The sequence below is a fragment of the Amaricoccus solimangrovi genome (assembly GCF_006385685.1).
In the GTDB taxonomy this organism is placed as follows: domain Bacteria; phylum Pseudomonadota; class Alphaproteobacteria; order Rhodobacterales; family Rhodobacteraceae; genus Amaricoccus; species Amaricoccus solimangrovi.
The window spans coordinates 28,933-47,039 of sequence record NZ_VFRP01000020.1 but is presented as its reverse complement, the minus strand read 5'-3'; the positions used below and the strand labels follow the sequence as shown (position 1 = coordinate 47,039).

The window sequence follows — 18,107 nt, the reverse complement described above, 5'->3', positions numbered from 1 at the left end:
GAAGGGATATTACGATAAAAGAAAAGGCTCTTCGGAATGAGGAGCCTTCCCTTGTTTATAACGAACCATTCCGGCTATTACTGATTTAAATAGGTTGTGCCTTAAAGCCAGCCTTCTCTACAGTGGCGATGACCTCACTGGCAGAGAGAGAGTCTGTTTTCACGGTAAGCACTTTGTCTTTGTTGGCTGTATCCACAGTCCATTCGCAAACACCTTCGGCGGCGTTGAGTACTGGGGTTACTTTAGAAACACAGCCGCCGCAGTTTATGTTGGTTTTAAACTTTAAGTCTTTCATGTTTTTATGCTTTTAGAAGTTATACTTAGTTTGGATTTTACAAAGATAGATCCCATCAAGACCTTTCTTATTACACAATATTTATTATTTATTATATAATTATTCACCACGGTTACAGTTTCTGCGCCTTCAGCCTTAAACTGTTCGTAACTACAGACACAGAGCTCAGAGCCATGGCCGCACCTGCAATCATGGGATCCAGCAGGAAGCCGTACAGCGGGTAAAGCACACCTGCAGCAATAGGAATACCTATCAGGTTATAGATAAAGGCCCAGAACAGGTTTTGCTTAATGGCCCGCACCGTTTGCTTCGATAGCTTCAGTGCCTTAGGAACCTGCTGCAGATCCGAGGAAATGAGGGTCATTTTGGCGACATCAATGGCTATGTCAGAGCCCTTGCCCATGGCTACACTGACATCAGCCTGTGCCAGGGCGTGCGAATCGTTGATGCCATCCCCCACCATGGCTACTACCTTGCCTTGAGCTTGCAACTCTTTTACAAAAGCGGCTTTATCCGAAGGCAAAACCTCTGCTTTATGATTCCTTATGCCTACCTGTGCTGCCACACTGGCAGCGGTTTGTTGATTATCGCCAGTAAGCATGTACACCTCAATATCCTGCTCTTGCAATGTTCGGATGGCTGCCGCCGAACTTTGCTTGATTTGGTCTGCAATGGCTACTAAAGCTACAGCACTACTATTCTCTGTAAAGAAGATAACAGTTTTGGTCTCATCTCTTAAAGAGCTGGCTAGCTGTGTCAGCTTCGGATCAACATGTACGCCTTCCTCTTCTAATAATCTATGATTACCTGCTAAATACCGGTTTCCGTGCAAGGAAGCTTTCACCCCGCGCCCGGTTACACTATCAAACGTGTCCAGCTCAAGTGACCTTACCTCCTGGTCTTTCAGGTAGCGGACCACTGCTTCAGCCAACGGGTGCTCTGACTGCAGTTCCAATGACAGCAGTATGGTTTGCAGGGTTTGTTTTCGGGCTTCCGCTCCACCAGCCCAAATTATATCCGTTAATACAGGTTTGCCCTCCGTTATGGTGCCCGTCTTATCAAGAATAACAGCATTCACTTTATGGGCCTGCTCCAGACTTTCGGCGTCTTTAATCAAGATGCCGTTCTCAGCACCTTTGCCCACACCCACCATGATAGCGGTTGGGGTTGCCAGGCCAAGGGCACATGGGCAGGCAATCACAAGTACGGTGACCAAGGCTAGCAGCCCTTGCGTCAGTGCATTGTCACCGCCAAGCATCAACCAAGTCGTAAAGCTTACTAGCGCGATCAATAGCACGACTGGCACGAAAATACCCGCGATCTTGTCCACGAGTTTCTGTACCGGTGCCTTGGAGCCCTGCGCTTCCTGCACCATTTTAATAATTTGGGCCAACATGGTCTCACTGCCTACCTTCTCGGCCACAAATCGGAAGCTGCCTTTCTGGTTGATGGTGCCTGCATACACTTTGTCTCCTTTCTGCTTGGCCACCGGTACGGGTTCCCCCGAAATCATCGACTCGTCTACATAGGAAGTGCCCTGCGCCACCTCTCCGTCCACAGGTATCTTTTCGCCGGCACGCACCAGCAGCAGGTCGCCTTTCTGCACCTGTGAAATTGGCACCTCCCGCTCGTGGTCCCCCTCTACCAGCCAAACGGTTTTAGGCTGCAGGCCGATCAGCTTCTTAATGGCTGTGGAGGTATTCGATTTAGCCCTTTCCTCCAGCAGCTTACCCAGCATGATGAACACGATCACGACGGCCGCGGCCTCGAAGTACACGTGCGGGTGCAGCCCGCGTGTGAGCCAAAACTCCGGAAAGAAGGTGTTAAACACACTGAAGCCAAAGGCGATGCCTGTACTCAATGACACCAGCGTGTCCATATTTGCCTTTCCGTTTCTGGCTTGCTTAAAGGCATTGATAAAGAAGCTTCGGCCAAAGTAAAACAGCACCGGGGCGCTCAGCACCATCATGATCCAGTTCCCGTAAGGCATATCCATAAAAAACATCCCGATGATAAACACCGGCAGGGTAAGAATGGCTGCTGCGATAGTCCTCTTCTTCAGCGTCTGGTAACGGTTATGCTGCTCTTCTTCCTGCTTCTCCTGGGCGTTTTCCTCATCAACGATCAAGTCAAAACCTATCTCCTGCACATTTCGCTGTATCTCGGCAAGGGTGATTTTATCAGGGCTATAAGACACCTGGAGTGTCTGGGAGGCAAAGTTCACCGCTGCCTGCGACACTCCAGGCTGGGCTCCTACCATGGATTCCACGCTGAGGGCGCAGGAGGCGCAGCTCATACCTGTAACCGGTAAAGACACTCTCTGCTCCTGTGCAGTGGGCTGACCTACAGCCTTATCAGGGGTTAGTACTTTATTCTCCATTTTGCCACTCATTTAGTCGTTCTTGATAACACAAAGGTACATCCTGACCCAGCGCTTGCTATTACAAAATTCTAGCAAAGAGTTACAGATTTACTCTGATAGCATGCTGTAGACAGTAGGAGCCGTTGAAATACAACAGACCGGTTTTGGCTAACTGTCACCCACAGCCACAGTGCCTATTTTATTTACGGGAGCATACGTAACTTAAGGCTGAACAAAAGGGAGCTGAAAGTCGTTTGTTAGACCCTTAAAGTGGGGCGTAAAGCTACTCTCTGTGCTTTATAGCCTATATAGCTGCATGACCTAGTCAAGAGAGTCCAATAAATATGTAAAATAAAATGCTAATTATGTAACAGTGCCAGCTGCTTCTATTGTAACTTTGTGGCAAAATCATCTTATGAGAGTGCTTCACCGGATCATACTGCTAACGCTTGCACTGCTAGTGCTTGTCTCCTCGACAGGCATATCGGTAGGCATGCATTTATGTGCCGGAGAGATACGCGACCTGAATTTGTACGGGCAGGCAGATGAATGTCCCATGGAGCAGATGAAAGAAAAGCTGCCTCCTTGCCACGCCCCTGAGGAAGAGCCTAAGGAGAGAAGCTGCTGCGAAGATCACCGGTTGACCATAGAGCGCCTGGATATAACCACGGATGCGAAGGCGCTTACGCCCACTAAAACGCTGGATCTTAAGTTCATTGCCGCTGTAAAAGTGGTGATACTGCAGCTTTTTGCCCCTCAGGAGGAACTTAAACCTGCTTACGCGCTTTACACCTCCCCTCCCATTGCCCGGGACATACCTGTTCTGGTGCAGTCCTTTCTTATTTAACCTTACAGTCTTACATGTGCCTCTCTGGACGAGTGTGCTGGTGTAGCCTAGCCACACTATTGGCTGTCCGTTGGCACTATGTCCGTCTCTGTCATTTCCTGTGGCTGCCAGTCATTTCCTGTTAAGGTTATTCATTTATTCCCATGATCGAAAAGCTAATTTCCTTTTCGCTCCGCAACCGTGTAATGGTGCTGCTCATCGCTGCATCGCTGTTTGGCTGGGGCGTCTATTCCGTGCAGACAAACAAGGTAGATGCCATTCCGGATTTGTCTGAAAACCAAGTCATCGTCTTTACCGAATGGATGGGCCGCAGCCCGCAGCTCGTGGAAGACCAGATTACCTATCCGCTCGTGACGAACCTGCAGGGCCTACCCGAAGTGAAATATGTGCGGGGAACGTCCATGTTCGGCATGAGCTTTATCTATATCATCTTTGAGGATGAGACGGACGTGTACTGGGCCCGCACCCGCGTGCTGGAGCGTCTGAACTCTGTTGGCAACATGTTGCCTGAAGACGCAACCCCTACCCTGGGCCCTGACGGTACCGGTGTCGGCCACATCCTGTGGTATACCCTGGATGCCCCTGGCATGGATCTGGGTGAGCAGCGCGCCGTACAGGACTGGTATGTGAAGTTTGCGCTGCAGAACGTGGAGGGTGTGAGCGAGGTGGCATCCTTCGGGGGCTTTCAGAAGCAGTACCAGCTCACCCTTGACCCCAACAAGCTTACTTATTATAACCTCTCCGTTCCGCAGGTGATTCAGGCGGTGCGGGCCAACAACAATGAGGCGGGAGGTCGCAAGTTTGAGCTTTCGGATATTGGCTACATCATCAAAACAACCGGTTATTTAGAGTCTGCCGAAGAGATTGAGAATATACCCATCACTACCAGCAACACCATCCCGGTACGGGTAAGGGATGTGGCCTCGGTGCAGATGACAGGTGAGAGCCGCCTGGGCATCTTCGACTTGAACGGCGAAGGCGAGGCCGTGGGCGGCATCGTCGTGATGCGCTACGGGGAGAATGCGGAAGAGGTGATCGCAAACGTGAAGGTGAAGATGAAGGAAGTCGCCAAAGGTCTGCCCGAAGGCATGAAGTTCAACATCGTCTACGACCGTAGCGGCCTCATCAACGAAAGCATAGACTCAATCAAAGGCACCCTGATCGAGGAAATGATTGTGGCCTCGTTGGTAGTGCTCCTCTTTCTCTTCCATTGGCGTAGTGCCCTGGTGATCATGATCCAGCTACCCCTTTCGGTCGCTATCGGTTTTATCCTGCTCAATGCCTTTGGCATCTCCTCCAATATCATGTCCCTCACAGGCATAGCCCTTTCCATCGGCGTGATCGTGGATGATGCCATCGTGATGGTAGAGAATGCTTACCGGCACCTGGCCGACGCGACCAAGGGTAAACCTTGGGAGGACTAACCGAAATCTTTCAAAAGACAGAGAACATGAAATTATCGAAAGAAGATAGATTCAGAATAATTGAAAGGGCCAGCAAGCAGGTGGGTCCCAGCGTATTCTGGAGTACCGTGATTATCATCGCCTCCTTTTTGCCTGTGTTTCTGCTCACCGGGCAGGAAGGCAAGCTCTTCGGCCCACTCGCCTGGACAAAGACATTCATCCTGATAGTGGATGCTGTTATAGCCATAACCCTCACGCCTGTGCTGATCTCTTTCCTCCTAAAAGGAAAGTTCAAGGAGGAGAGCGCCAACCCAATCAACAGAGCGCTGGAGAAAGTGTATGGGCCTGTGCTGAGGTGGTGCCTGAAGTGGCGCAAAACCACACTAGGCATAAACATCCTGGCGCTGGTGATCTCTATTCCCATGCTCTTTAGCCTGGGCACAGAGTTCATGCCGCCGCTGGATGAAAGGTCCATCCTTTTCATGCCCGTCACGCTGCCCGACATTTCTAACGCAGAGGCCAAGCGCATCCTGCAGGTACAGGACAAAATCATTAAGTCGGTGCCCGAGGTGGAGAGCGTGTTGGGCAAGGCCGGCCGTGCCAGCACCGCCACCGACAACTCCCCTATCAGCATGATTGAGACAATCATCATGCTGAAACCGGAGTCAGCGTGGCGCGAGGGAGTTACCAAGCAGGACATTATCCAGGAACTGGATGCCAAGCTGCAGATACCAGGGGTGGTCAACGGCTGGACCCAGCCCATTATCAACCGTATCAACATGCTGGCCACCGGTATCCGCACCGACGTGGGCGTGAAGGTATACGGCCAGAACCTGGATTCCATAGCGGCTGTGTCTGAAAAGGTAAGAACGGCGCTGAACGGAGTACCGGGTGTGAAGGACTTGTACGTGGAGCCCATTACAGGTGGCAAGTACCTGGAGATTGACATCAACCGGGAAGCCTTGGGGCGCTATGGCCTGACGGTGGACGATGTGAACATGATCGTGGAGTCGGCCTTGGGCGGCACGCCTATCGGAAACACCGTTGAGGGGCGCGAGCGCTTTTCCATTAACGTGCGGCTGGCACAGGAGTACCGTAACAGCGTAGAGCGCATCCGGCGCATCCCGATCCAGACTTCCTCGGCTGGCACGGTGCCTTTATCCTCCGTGGCCACCGTCCGATTTACTGACGGACCGCCCATGATCAACTCGGAGAACGCGCAGCTGCGCGGGGCGGTGCTGTTTAATGTTCGGGACCGTGACTTGGGCAGCACCGTGCAGGAGGCCATCGAAAAGATCAACATGGAAGTGACAGGCATACCGGAGGGCTATTATCTGGAGTGGAGCGGGCAGTGGGAAAACCAGGTACGCGCCAATAACACACTCAAAATCATCATCCCGCTGGTGCTGGTGATTATCCTCTTCATCCTGTACTTCTCCTTTAAGTCCCTGAAAGAAGCACTCATCAACCTGGGTACTATTCCCTTCGCCTTGATCGGGGGTGTGTACATTGTGTACTTCTATGGCGTTAACTTGTCGGTGGCCGTGGCCGTGGGCTTTATTGCCTTGTTTGGCCTGGCCATGGAGACAAGTATGCTGATGATCGTGTACCTGAATGAGGCGATGAAAGAGCTGGTGGCCACGAAAGGCAACTCCCGTGACACGATCACGAAGCAGGATATCCGCGACTATGTCTTTAAAGGTGCGGCCAAGCGCCTTCGCCCAAAGATCATGACGGTGTCAGTGTCCCTGTTTGGCTTAGTTCCTGTATTGTGGGCCACCGGAGTAGGATCGGACATCATGCTACCGATTGTGCTTCCGCTGATCGGGGGGGTATTTACCTCTTCGGTTCACATCCTGCTGGTAACGCCGGTGGTGTTTGAGATGACAAAAGAGTATGAGTTAAAGAAACACGGCAAATTGGAAATTTACGATGTTAAGCATTAAGAAATACAAGTGTTTTGTTTGGTTGTTTGTGATGCTGCTGGCCAGCGCTCCGGCGCTGGCCCAGCAACAGATCATGAACCTGGACAGCGTACTGCAGCGCATCAGCAGCAGTAACCCGATGCTTCAGGAATATGACTACCGGGCCAGGGCCATGGATGCCTATGCAGAAGGGGCAAGAAGCTGGATGGCACCCATGGTGGGTGGCGGCGTGTTTATGATGCCCTACTCCCGCCAAAGCGTAGAGCGTGATGAGCGGGAAGGGTCTTACATGCTCTCAGCGGAGCAGGCTATCCCAAACCCTGCCAAGCTGCGCGCCAAGGAGAAGTATTTAAAGTCCAGAGCGGCTATCGAGACCGCAGGCAGGGATGTTACCTTCAATCAGCTGCGGGCACAGGCGAAAGCCGCCTACTACAGCTGGGTGGTGCTCGAAAAAAAGATGGATGTGCTGCAAGATAGCGAGCACATTATGGAGTACATGCTAAAATTGGCTAAAATCCGCTACCCTTACAGCCAGGGAAGCTTGGGAAGCGTGTACAAAGCAGAAGGGCGCCTGCATGAAGTGCAGAACATGCAGCTGATGACGGCCAGCCAGATGGAGCAGCAAAACGTGCAGCTGAATATACTGATGAACCTGCCTAAAGAGCAGCGGTACCGCATCGACACCGCAGTAATGATGCCGGAGCCAGCACTCCTTGCCGTGGATACCAGCAGCCTTATCAACGTCCGAAGCGATTTGCGCCAGCTGGACAAAACGGTTCAGTCCATGCGGCTGAACGTGGAGTTGGAGCAGCTGGAGCGTAAGCCCGACTTCCGTATCCGCTTTGATCACATGTACCCGCGTAACAGCATGATGCCGCAACAGTTCACGGCTATGGGCATGGTCTCTATCCCGATCGCCCCGTGGTCTTCCAAAATGTACAAAGCCAACACCAAGGCCATGAACCTGGAGATAGAGGCCATGCAGCAGGAAAGGGAATCTATTGTAAACGAGGCCCAGGGCATGATACGGAACATGGCTTTGGAACTGAACACCCTGTGGGCACAGACGGAGAATTATCAAAAAAAGATCATTCCCGCCCTAAAGAAAAACTACGATGTGACAATGCTGGCCTACGAGCAGAACACCGCGCAGCTGCCCGAGGCGATTGATGCGTGGGAGGCGCTGAACATGGCGCAGATGGAATATCTGAACAGGCTGCAGGAGCTGTACTTAATGGTTGTGAATTATGAGAAGGAAATTGAAAAATAGCATTCTTTATTTGCTGGCCCTTCTGGTGGTGATTACCCTGGGAGCCTGTAGCCATGACGAAACGGAGCATGCGGGAGGTGATACAGAATATACCTGCCCCATGCACCCGCAAATCGTGCAGAACGAGCCGGGCACCTGCCCGATCTGCGGCATGGACCTGGTGCCCAAGTCTGGGCATGGCACAGAGATCGAAATCACAGAGGATCTAGCGTTCTTGTTGAGGCCTACAAACAGTACCGTCGTTTCCTCGGTTGCCACTACAAAGCCCCAGGAAAAAACGGTGCAGGCTACGGTGCAAATGGAAGGCATCATCACCTACGATCCTCGTCGGATTTATACTGTGCCTGCCCGCGTGGGAGGAAGAATTGAGAAGCTGTATGTAAAGTATAACTTCCAGTCCATCCGCAAAGGGCAGAAGCTGATGGAGGTTTACAGCCCGGAGCTGATTACGGCGCAGAAAGAGCTGGTCTACCTGGCACAGTCGGCTCCCGAGGACAAACAACTGATTGAGGCGGCAAAGCAGAAGCTGCGCCTGCTGGGTGCCACCGATGCACAAATAACCCGCCTCCTACGAACCGGGGAAGAGAGCTATACTTTTGCCCTCTACAGTCCTTATGATGGCTATGTAATTGGCCTGAACACCGCAGCCCCATCCGCTACACCAAGTACGGCGGCGGGCGCTGCAGTAAGTGCAGGCGGTGGCATGGGTGCCATGGGAGGCGGCAATGGCGCGGGCGCAGGAGCTAGCGCTTCGCCTACTCCTACCGCTGCGGCTGAAGCTATCCAGCTAAGGGAGGGCATGTATGTGAGCACCGGACAGCCGCTCTTGCGGGTAGTAAACCCCAACCAGTTGTGGGCGGAGTTTAATGTGCCTACCGCACAGGTGAGCGCACTGGCCAAAGGAGCTCCGGTGCAGGTCACCTTTCCGCAGCTACCCGGCGAGCGCCTGGAGGCGAGTGTAGACTTTCTCCAGCCTTTTTATGAGGAAGGGGAGAGCTTTGCCAAGGTGCGGGTGTACCTGCCGGGGCAGCAAAAGCTGGCGATGGTGGGGCAACTGGTAACTGCCCGCGCCAGCTATACCACGGATCCTGCCCTCTGGGTGCCTAAAGCTGCCGTGTTGGACATGGGCACCAGGTCTGTGGCCTTTAAGAAAGTAAACGGTGTGTTTGAGCCAGTGCCTGTTACGGCGGGCATAACGGAAGGAAATCAGATACAGGTCGTGGAAGGGCTACAGCAGAACGATGTGGTGGCCGCTAATGCGCAGTTCCTGGTGGACAGCGAGAGCTTTATCAAAGTAAATAAGTAAGCGCATGATGAGAAGAGCAAGAAATTACACCCTATACCTGCTGGCCTTCCTGATGGTAATTACCCTGGGGGCCTGCAGCCATGAGGAGGCAGCCCATACAGAGGGCGACGCAACCACCTATACTTGCCCGATGCACCCGCAGATCGTGCAGAACGAGCCCGGCACCTGCCCTATCTGCTTCATGGACCTGGTGCCGGTGTCGCAGGCAGGCCAAAATGAGGGGGAGCTGATGCTGAGCGACAGCCAGATCGCGCTGGGGAACATCGCTGTGAAACGGGTAAAGTATGGCGACGTGGGCAGCAGTACCATCCTGACCGGGCAACTCGTGCTGGACGAGACACAAACCGATGTGGTTAGCAGCCGTGCCGCAGGGCGCATTGAGAGGCTCTACATCAAAGAAACCGGACAGCGTGTTCAGAAAGGGCAGCCGCTCTACGAATTGTACTCGGAGGAGCTCCTGACCCAGCAACGCGAGTACCTGCTGGCCCTCAGGCAGAACCAGGAACTGGGACAGGAGAACCCGCGCTTTGCTTCTTTTCTGGAAGCTGCCAAAAAGAAACTCCTGCTCTATGGCCTGACGGAGGCACAGATCAGAAGACTGGCCAGTACGGATCAACTGAATGCCAGAGTCACTTTTGTAGCTCCAAGCGCAGGCGTAATAACAGAAGTTGCCGCCGCCGAAGGGCAGTACGTAGCCGAAGGCGGCGTGCTCTACAGGCTGGGCAAGCTGGGCAGCATCTGGGTGGAGGCCGAGCTCTACCCGCAGGAGGTGGCCCAAGTGCAGGTGGGGGATCCGGTTCAGGTGTCAGTACAAGGCTTTACCGAAGGGGCTGTTCCAGCCAAGGTTACCTTCCTGAACCCGGAGTATAGGGCCGGGAGCCAGGTAGCTGTCATGCGTGCTGAGTTAAAAAACAATGAGGGGCAGTACTTGCCGGGTATGCAGGCCAACGTGACGCTCCCCGGCAAGAGCGGCGAGAGCCTGACTGTACCAACTGATGCGGTTATCCGGGATGAGCGTGGCAGCCATGTGTGGGTGCAGACAGGAAAAGGAACCTTTCAGGCACGCATGGTGACGCTCGGTGAGGAAAGCTTTAACAATGTAGCCATACTCTCGGGAATAAAAGAGAATGATAAAGTCGTGACCTCAGGGGCCTACCTGCTTTACAGCGAGTTTGTGCTGAAGAAGGGCGGCGACCCGATGGCAGGCCATAACCATTAAAACCAATGAAAGACTGCTGCAGGATAGCGCCCGACGAACCGAAAGAACCAAACAGTAAGAAATGGCTGAGATGTGGGCCGTTAACCTTATCGTAAGCGCTTTAGTCGCCTTTGTACTAGTAAATCAAATTAATCACTAACACTAAATAAATTAAAAAATGAATCTAAGACCAATTCAAAGAATCGCATTTGCCGGGGCCGTAATGGGTGCCTTTACCTTTACTGCCTGTGCCGAAAAGCAGCAGGAAACAACGGAGGCAGCTCAGGATCAACACGAAGGTATGGACCATAGCACTATGGACCACGGACAAATGACAACGCAGGAGGTGATAGAGACTCCTGACTATACTTCGGTTGGCGGGCCTGTAAAGGCACAAGTGGCAGCTTTGGTAGACAATTACCTAAAGTTGAAGGACGCGCTCGTTGCTTCCAACGCGCAAACAGCGAAGGCAGCGGCTGAATCTGTACTTGCCGCCGCCGAAAAAATAGACCTAGCTAAGCTGGAGGGCGAGCAGAAAGCCTTTGCCGAAGAGAAGGTGGAGGAAGTAAAGCAAAGTGCCACCAAAATTGCTGAGGCAGGTGAGGTGAGCGCACAGCGTGAAAGCCTGGAGCTACTCTCAGAGGCTACGTTCTCGCTTACCAAGGCATTCGGCGCGACGGACCAGAAGCTCTACTACCAGCATTGCCCGATGGCAAACAACAACCAAGGCGCCTACTGGCTGAGCGCTAACCAGGAAATCCGCAACCCATACTTCGGCGAGCAGATGCTCAAGTGCGGCGGCACGGAGGAAGTGCTGAACTAAAACTAACCATGCGTGAGTCTGCCAGGGACTCACGCATGCATCTATAGCTGTATTCCCACCACAGGTGTTACTGAACCTTGGAGCGACTGGCTGAGAAGCTTTTTCCCCGAATATTCAGTATTAGTGGAGGCGTATCTTGCTTAAGTACAGTGCAACCCTGTATTTTATTGTTTTTTCTATATATTTACACTGTGCGAAGGTTAAGGGGCTGCCGCACAAAGGCCTTACTTCATGAGAAGAACCAGACATAACAAGAACTTAAACTTTACGGGGCTGCTTCTATTGGCAGTCTTCGTGAGCCTGTACCTTGTTCAGCTGGTTTGCAACCTGCCGCACCTGGCTGAGCGGCTCCAACCTGTAGCTTCCACTCCAGCACAACACCACAGCGCAGAGCATGGTGGGCATAGCCATAAACATGAAACCTCTTCGGAACATCACGGTAAGGAGCACGCACACCATGAGGAGAAGCATCCTGCGTCGTCAACGGAGGATAGTAGCTGTTGCTCTGATTTAGCTTACGCCCCTTTTTTAAAGAGCGCTCCTCCCGTGGAGCTGCCGTCGCTTGTAAAGGCATCGTATACCTTCATGGATAGCCTTTATCAGGCTGTATTACGCGCTTTTTATAAGAACTGTGTTACAGCGGTGTCGCACGCTCCCCCTGATCCCCCTGTTCCTAAAATACCTGACATCATAATATTCCTGCACTCTTTAGTCATTTGATGCACAAGCTGCTCCTGACCGCATCATGGAAGAGCTATGCTTTTCCGTCTCTGATGTGCGTGACCTTCTGTGCCTTTCACCTGCGCCGCTCTTCCTGGCTTGCAGTAAGGCATGTAACGCGCTGAATGTGTTTGTAACATCAAATGAAGCGGTAGTTCGCTTTTAAAGCAAGCTAGCCGCTAACATACTATTGGTTTAAATGAGTGAAGAGAATCAGCACCAAAGGGTGCTTCGCATTAAAAATATGGTGTGCCCCCGCTGTATTATGGTTGTGCGGGAAGAACTGGAAAAGCTGGGCCTGCCTGTTCTGGAGGTAGAGCTGGGTACAGCCGTTATCGGTGAAAACGAAGCGGTGGATGAAACGGCCATAGAAGCGGCCATGGCTCAGAAAGGGTTTGAGCTGCTCCACGATAAGCGAGAAGAGCTTGTAGAGAGTATCAAAGTAGCCGTCATTAATTTAGTTTATAGTGATGAGATTTCATCCCTTGCCACGAACCTGTCTACTTATCTGGCCGAGAAGCTAAACAAAGACTACTCCACCATCAGCACGGCTTTCAAAGCATCTGAGGGTATAGCCCTGAATAGGTACATTGTGCTACAAAAAATAGAGCGCAGCAAAGAGCTGCTCACTTACGACGAGCTTCCTCTTACTGCTATTGCAACCAAGCTCGGCTATAAAAGCCTGCAGCACCTTTCCAGGCAGTTTAAGGAAGTTACTGGCACCACCCTCAATCAATACAAGCGGCAGGGTGGCTCAGACCGTCATACTATCGATAACCTGTATTGATACTAAGGTTTCTCCACAGATATATAACGCTGCTCCATAAATTTATAAAACTGCCTTCGTCTCGCTCGAGTACTCTAAGTGTGTTCAAAGGCAACGCACCTGCTTAGCACTTTTGTGTGCAATCAGTGGCTGCTAATTTTAATATTATTGTGAGTAGTTAGGTATTGTGGAGGTTTAGTGTAAATCATAATACGCCCACTTAACTAACGCTTTATAAGAATGAAAAACACCTGTTTTTTACTACTCCTAATGTTGTTTTTATCTGTAATTAGTACCCAAACACTTTACGCACACGGAGGCGAGAAACACGGGAAGGCTGCCGCAAAGCAAGAGAAGCCGCAGATAGTAGATACCGCTGCCGTAGTGCAACCCGCAGTAGCTCCCGAAGCGCATGCCGCCCACCAGCAAGAACCGGAGAGTGCCCACGCCAGACCGGATGACTTCCCTAACATGCACCCTCTGCTTGTGCATTTCCCCATCGTGCTGCTGTTGGTAGCCGCCGCCGTGCAGCTCTGCAACATCCTTTTTCTGCGCAGAGAGCTGGACTGGATCACCACCATAGCCACCCTAATAAGCTTTGGCATGGCCTACTATGTTACTAAAATCGCGCATCCGCATACCAGCGGACTCACAGAACATGCAAAGCTTGTACTCGCCCAGCACGACTACTACGCCGACTGGACCATTTACTTAGCGGGAATAGGCCTAACGGCACAGCTGCTGAGTCAGTTCCTGTTTAAGGGCCAGCGCTGGAGCGTGCTGGTCGTAGCCTTTGTTCTTACCGGTGCCGCTTACAGCGTGGCCATGGCAGGACATTATGGTGCGCAGCTCGTACACATAGAGGGAGTCGGCCCCCAAGGCAAGTACCTGGACACAGGGCACCATCATTAATTTAAAGGCGCAGCCCCATAGCTGCGCCTTTGCTTTTTAGCTGTGCGCGTAGATTCTAAATGTATGAAACTTAAAGCTGACAAGGATGAACAAGTACCACTACGAAACCATAGTCGAGGCGCTCCATGACTTAAAGAAGCGGGGCTATGTGGAGGACTTTAACTTACGCCCGTACTGTCTGGAGTGCCCCCGTTTACAACTGGAGTTAGGGGCGGGGGAGTTTGACATCAATGAGGTACATCGGTTTGAAGGAGCTAGCAACCCTGACGATAACTCGGTTGTGTACGCGATCTCCTCCGATCAGGGCGTAAAAGGTGTACTGATAGATGCTTATGGAACGTATGCCGATTCTGTTACGCCTGAAATGGCCCAAAAATTAAGAGTTGATTATCAATCTTAGAAGCTACTATCATGAATCATGACCATCAACACCACCAGGGGAAAAGTCAGCGCCAGCAGGCAAAGGATCAGAAAAACCAGGTAACAGAGCGGCTGGAGGAAAAGACACTGCACGCCCACCACAAGGCCATGCCGCATGGAGAAGGCACGCCCCCACCGCACGAAGAGCACATAGGCCACGCGGAACACGGGGAGCATGAGGGCCACCACGACCACCACCGCATGATGATCGAGGACTTTAAGAAACGCTTCTGGGTTTCACTTGCATTATCGGTTCCGGTTATCATCATCAGCCCTATGATCCAGGATATTCTGGGCTACTCTTTGAATATCCCCTACAACATGATGATTTCCTTTGTGCTTTCCAGCATCATCTACTTTTATGGGGGTTGGCCATTTCTAACAGGCCTTGCCGAGGAGGTTAAGAAAAAGGCCCCGGGCATGATGACGCTGATTGGCGTAGCCATTACCGTGGCCTATGTATACAGCACGGCAGTGGCCTTCGGGATAAAAGGCATGGACTTTTTCTGGGAACTTGCCACCCTGATTGTGGTAATGCTGCTGGGCCACTGGATTGAGATGCGATCTGTGTTAGGTGCCTCCAAAGCCCTTGAGTTACTGGTGAGCATGATGCCAGCCGAGGCTGCGCTTATCAAAGATGGACAAACCATAAAAGTGAAGGTAGAGGAGCTAAAAGCAGATGATCTTATTCTAATAAAGCCCGGTGAGAAAGTGCCTGCCGATGGCGAAGTGGTACAGGGAGATAGCTACCTGAACGAAAGCATGCTGACTGGTGAGAGCAAACCGGTGCAGAAAAAACCAGGCGATAAGGTAATTGGTGGCTCCATAAACGGCAACGGCTCGCTACAGGTGCGTGTGCAAAGCACCGGAAAAGACAGTTACCTGAACAAGGTAATTACCTTGGTACAGGAGGCTCAGAAAACAAAATCAGATACGCAACGGCTTGCCGACAAGGCTGCCAAATGGCTCACCTACATTGCCCTTACTGCCGGTACTTTAACCTTAGTCGCGTGGCTAATTGCCGGTGCTGAGTTTGGCTTTGCCTTGGAGCGGATGGTTACCGTTATGGTTATTTCTTGTCCGCATGCGCTGGGTTTGGCTATACCGTTGGTAGTGGCTATTTCTACAGCTGTATCTGCAAACAATGGGCTCCTGATCCGTAACCGTACTGCTTTTGAGAACTCACGCAACATCACCACCATCATCTTCGACAAAACAGGTACCCTAACCCAAGGCTCGCATGAGGTGGCACGGGTTGTATCGCTGAACCCGGCCTACACAGAGCAGGAATTGCTAAGGTTGGCAGCCGGAGTCGAGCAAAACTCAGAGCACTACATATCGCAGGGCGTGTTGCGCAAGGTTGAGACAGAAGGCATTACCATACCCGCTTCCTCTGACTTTCACTACCTGCCCGGCAAGGGCTTGGAGGGAACCGTGGAAGGAAAGGATGTGAAGGTAGTAGGGCCAAACTACATTAAAGAGTTCAACATACAAGTACCCGAAAACGATGCCGAAGATGGTGTAGAAACCGTGGTCTATATTATGATAGACCAACAGGTGGCAGGCTTTATCACGTTGAAAGACCAAATACGACCTGAGTCAGAGGAAGCCATAAAGATACTGAAAGAGAACGGCATTAAGAACTTATTGCTAACCGGTGACAATGAGCGTGTAGCCAAGAGCGTAAGCGACAAACTGGGCATGGATGGCTACCTGGCCAATGTGCTGCCGCACCAGAAGCAGGAGAAAGTAAAAGAGCTACAGCAAAATGGTGAGTTTGTGGCCATGACGGGCGACGGCGTGAACGACGCCCCTGCCCTGGCGCAGGCCGACGTGGGCATTGCCGTGGGCTCGGGCACCGATGTGGCCGCCGAGACTGCCGACATCATCCTGGTCAACAGCAATCCGCAGGACATTGCCTCGCTCATACTATTTGGTAAGGCAACTTACCGGAAAATGATCCAGAACCTGATCTGGGCAACGGGCTATAACGTGGTGGCGCTACCGCTGGCTGCCGGTGTGCTGTATCAGCAGGGTATCATGGTGTCTCCTGCTGTTGGGGCGGCGCTCATGAGCCTGAGCACCGTGATTGTGGCTATTAACGCGCAGCTGCTGCGTAGGCAGCTAAAGTAGCAGGTGGAGGTTATAGATCTTGCCGAGATCAGAGTCGGAAGGCAAGTTACGCCTCGTGTGGTGCTGGGTGTGGGAGCCAGCGCTACCAGTTGGTGCAGATGAATATTTGCGTCTGTTCCCAAAGTTATATTGCCTTCTATCGTTAAATCTATAAGGAGGTGTCAGAGCGCGTTTGCCACCTCCTTATGCTTTGATTACGAGTTAGATCTAACTGGCACCGTTAGTCCAACTTTATCCCAGGCAATAAGAATGTCGCCTTCTGAGCTATTTTTCCCAAGTATCTCATACTTCAATCTTTCCTGGTGTTGTTTCAGTTCCTCTGGCTTCACCTGCACTCGCAGCACATCCTTTTTCTGATCGTACTTGTCGGCCAGGTGCTGCTGCCAGTCCCTATTGAAGATCACCGTCCACTCATTTTTTCCCGGTATGGTAAATAAAGCATACTTACCGGCAGGTAATTCCTTGCCATCAATTATCAAGGCTTTATCAGTTTCAAAAGAGGTGGCCATGTGTGCTCCTGTTACCCATACCTGGTTGTACGGCACCAAACCTCCCCAAATAATTCGCCCTTTTACGCCCGGTGCATGGTAGTTTATTTTAATGTCTGCGTTGCCTATACTTCCTGTGGCTTCGGATGGGATGCTGCCTTTAATCGTGTCTGGCTGTGACTCCTGTGGCTCTGGGGTTTCTGCTATTTCTACAGAGGAAACCTGCTCCTGCTGGCTCTCCTCTGTGGTACTGGTGCAACTTGTTGTGATTGCTGCCGCTACGGTCGCAGCTCCTAAAAGGAATGTCTTCTTTTTCACGTTGAATTTATACTTTAGATAAGGGTTTATTAAGATGATGCGCTATACTTTCTGCACCCGCTTCTTTACTTTTCTTACCGACGGTGACGACATATAATACAGCACAAAGCCGGAAAGTATAGTAAGCAAGCCAAAGATAGAGAACGCTTTTAACAACACGTTTCCGAAATTGTCTCTGCCGGCGTAGTCCATGGTGTGCAGCATCCAGAGGAAATCGAATACGCGCCATTGGTCGTGGCGTATAGCCTGGAATGTACCTAACTCTGCTGAAACGTACACCGTACATTTGTCCGGCTTGCTAAAGGTTACGGCCCATGCTGGCAACGGTTTTTCGCGGTACTCGTGGTGCGAACTAACTTCTGTCAGGTACTCCACTTTATCCACTTTTATCGGATCCGCCATTTGCCGTTTGGCAACTACCACGGCCATATCTTCAGAAAGCGGTGAGACAAACGCACCGGTTTCGGCATTGGCCAGCTGCACTTTTACATTGGAAGTATGGCTCGGCATGTGCCCCTCAGCTTCATGCTGTGCGTGATCCATGGCACCCGAAAAGTAGCGCACCTGGTAAGTAGGCACACCCGCAATTTCGATCAGCTGCACCGACTGCACAGAGTCTATCGCCTTATTTACTTTTAGCTGCTCCAGCACTACCTGTGGCGATACCATTTGCATAGACGCCGGGAAATATTTCTTCCCGCTCCTGAGGTGGTCCCCGTGTACCTTATCAATATTATTCCAGCTGAAGTATAACCCACCAAGTGTCCAGAAGAAGAATTGAACGCCTAACACAAGGCCAAGATAGCGGTGAGATTTGCGGATATAATATTGCTTACTTTTTAACTTCATCAGGCTAATATAACACCAAATCCACAACCGGTTCAAAACTGGGCGCTAAAGTCTAAAATTACCTACTCCAGG

Annotated in this window: 15 protein-coding genes and 1 pseudogene; 12 read left to right on the top strand and 4 right to left on the bottom strand. The window is 51.6% G+C overall.

Translation table 11 applies throughout. The annotated features are described in order from the left end of the window. Window positions 1-85: 85 nt before the first annotated feature. Both FJM51_RS26230 and FJM51_RS26225 read right to left on the bottom strand, forming a co-directional pair. Window positions 86-295: a heavy-metal-associated domain-containing protein gene (locus FJM51_RS26230; protein WP_025603864.1), complete on the bottom strand. Its 210-nt coding sequence runs from the start codon at window positions 293-295 to the stop codon at window positions 86-88. Between the two features lie 112 nt (window positions 296-407). Continuing rightward, window positions 408-2,687, bottom strand: coding sequence for a heavy metal translocating P-type ATPase (locus tag FJM51_RS26225; RefSeq protein ID WP_210240321.1), 2,280 nt, complete (start codon window positions 2,685-2,687; stop codon window positions 408-410). Between the two features lie 385 nt (window positions 2,688-3,072). Between FJM51_RS26225 and FJM51_RS26220 the strand changes: the two genes are divergently transcribed. From FJM51_RS26220 to FJM51_RS26165, 12 genes and pseudogenes are all read left to right on the top strand, one after another. Then, window positions 3,073-3,504 (top strand): HYC_CC_PP family protein, encoded by a 432-nt coding sequence (locus FJM51_RS26220; RefSeq protein ID WP_140623702.1) that lies wholly within the window; start codon window positions 3,073-3,075, stop codon window positions 3,502-3,504. Window positions 3,505-3,647: 143 nt separating this feature from the next. Next, window positions 3,648-4,928: an efflux RND transporter permease subunit gene (locus FJM51_RS26215; protein ID WP_140455330.1), complete on the top strand. Its 1,281-nt coding sequence runs from the start codon at window positions 3,648-3,650 to the stop codon at window positions 4,926-4,928. A gap of 26 nt (window positions 4,929-4,954) precedes the next feature. Then, on the top strand, window positions 4,955-6,853 hold the full coding sequence (locus tag FJM51_RS26210) for an efflux RND transporter permease subunit (protein ID WP_140455329.1): 1,899 nt from the start codon (window positions 4,955-4,957) through the stop codon (window positions 6,851-6,853). Continuing rightward, window positions 6,840-8,102, top strand: a complete 1,263-nt coding sequence (locus tag FJM51_RS26205) for a TolC family protein (protein WP_140455328.1) — start codon at window positions 6,840-6,842, stop codon at window positions 8,100-8,102. The genes FJM51_RS26210 and FJM51_RS26205 overlap by 14 nt, the downstream gene beginning before the upstream one ends. Before the next feature lie 82 nt (window positions 8,103-8,184). After that, window positions 8,185-8,268: pseudogene (locus FJM51_RS26200) on the top strand (heavy metal-binding domain-containing protein); the annotation flags it as partial. Further along, a complete protein-coding gene (locus tag FJM51_RS26195; protein ID WP_497707173.1) occupies window positions 8,254-9,408 on the top strand; it encodes a hypothetical protein in 1,155 nt (384 codons plus the stop codon). The pseudogene FJM51_RS26200 and the gene FJM51_RS26195, both read left to right, overlap by 15 nt. 4 nt (window positions 9,409-9,412) lie before the next feature. Continuing rightward, window positions 9,413-10,627 carry an efflux RND transporter periplasmic adaptor subunit gene (locus FJM51_RS26190; RefSeq protein ID WP_140455326.1) on the top strand — a complete coding sequence of 405 codons (1,215 nt, stop codon included), beginning with the start codon at window positions 9,413-9,415 and terminating at the stop codon, window positions 10,625-10,627. A gap of 202 nt (window positions 10,628-10,829) precedes the next feature. Continuing rightward, the gene (locus FJM51_RS26185) at window positions 10,830-11,429 is read left to right on the top strand and encodes a DUF3347 domain-containing protein (protein ID WP_181163802.1); all 600 of its coding nucleotides are present in this window, start codon (window positions 10,830-10,832) and stop codon (window positions 11,427-11,429) included. Window positions 11,430-12,348: 919 nt separating this feature from the next. Continuing rightward, window positions 12,349-12,936 (top strand): helix-turn-helix domain-containing protein, encoded by a 588-nt coding sequence (locus FJM51_RS26180; protein WP_140455324.1) that lies wholly within the window; start codon window positions 12,349-12,351, stop codon window positions 12,934-12,936. Window positions 12,937-13,386: 450 nt separating this feature from the next. Continuing rightward, on the top strand, window positions 13,387-13,827 hold the full coding sequence (locus FJM51_RS26175) for a hypothetical protein (RefSeq protein WP_210240319.1): 441 nt from the start codon (window positions 13,387-13,389) through the stop codon (window positions 13,825-13,827). A gap of 85 nt (window positions 13,828-13,912) precedes the next feature. After that, window positions 13,913-14,227: a phosphoribosylpyrophosphate synthetase gene (locus FJM51_RS26170; protein WP_140455323.1), complete on the top strand. Its 315-nt coding sequence runs from the start codon at window positions 13,913-13,915 to the stop codon at window positions 14,225-14,227. An 11-nt stretch (window positions 14,228-14,238) separates the two neighbouring features. After that, window positions 14,239-16,380: a copper-translocating P-type ATPase gene (locus FJM51_RS26165; protein ID WP_210240318.1), complete on the top strand. Its 2,142-nt coding sequence runs from the start codon at window positions 14,239-14,241 to the stop codon at window positions 16,378-16,380. 194 nt (window positions 16,381-16,574) lie between these two features. Here the strand turns inward: FJM51_RS26165 and FJM51_RS26160 are convergent, their stop codons facing one another. Both FJM51_RS26160 and FJM51_RS26155 read right to left on the bottom strand, forming a co-directional pair. After that, window positions 16,575-17,186: a DUF2911 domain-containing protein gene (locus FJM51_RS26160; RefSeq protein ID WP_140455322.1), complete on the bottom strand. Its 612-nt coding sequence runs from the start codon at window positions 17,184-17,186 to the stop codon at window positions 16,575-16,577. A 42-nt stretch (window positions 17,187-17,228) separates the two neighbouring features. Beyond that, window positions 17,229-18,035, bottom strand: coding sequence for a PepSY domain-containing protein (locus tag FJM51_RS26155; RefSeq protein WP_140455321.1), 807 nt, complete (start codon window positions 18,033-18,035; stop codon window positions 17,229-17,231). Window positions 18,036-18,107 lie beyond the last annotated feature (72 nt).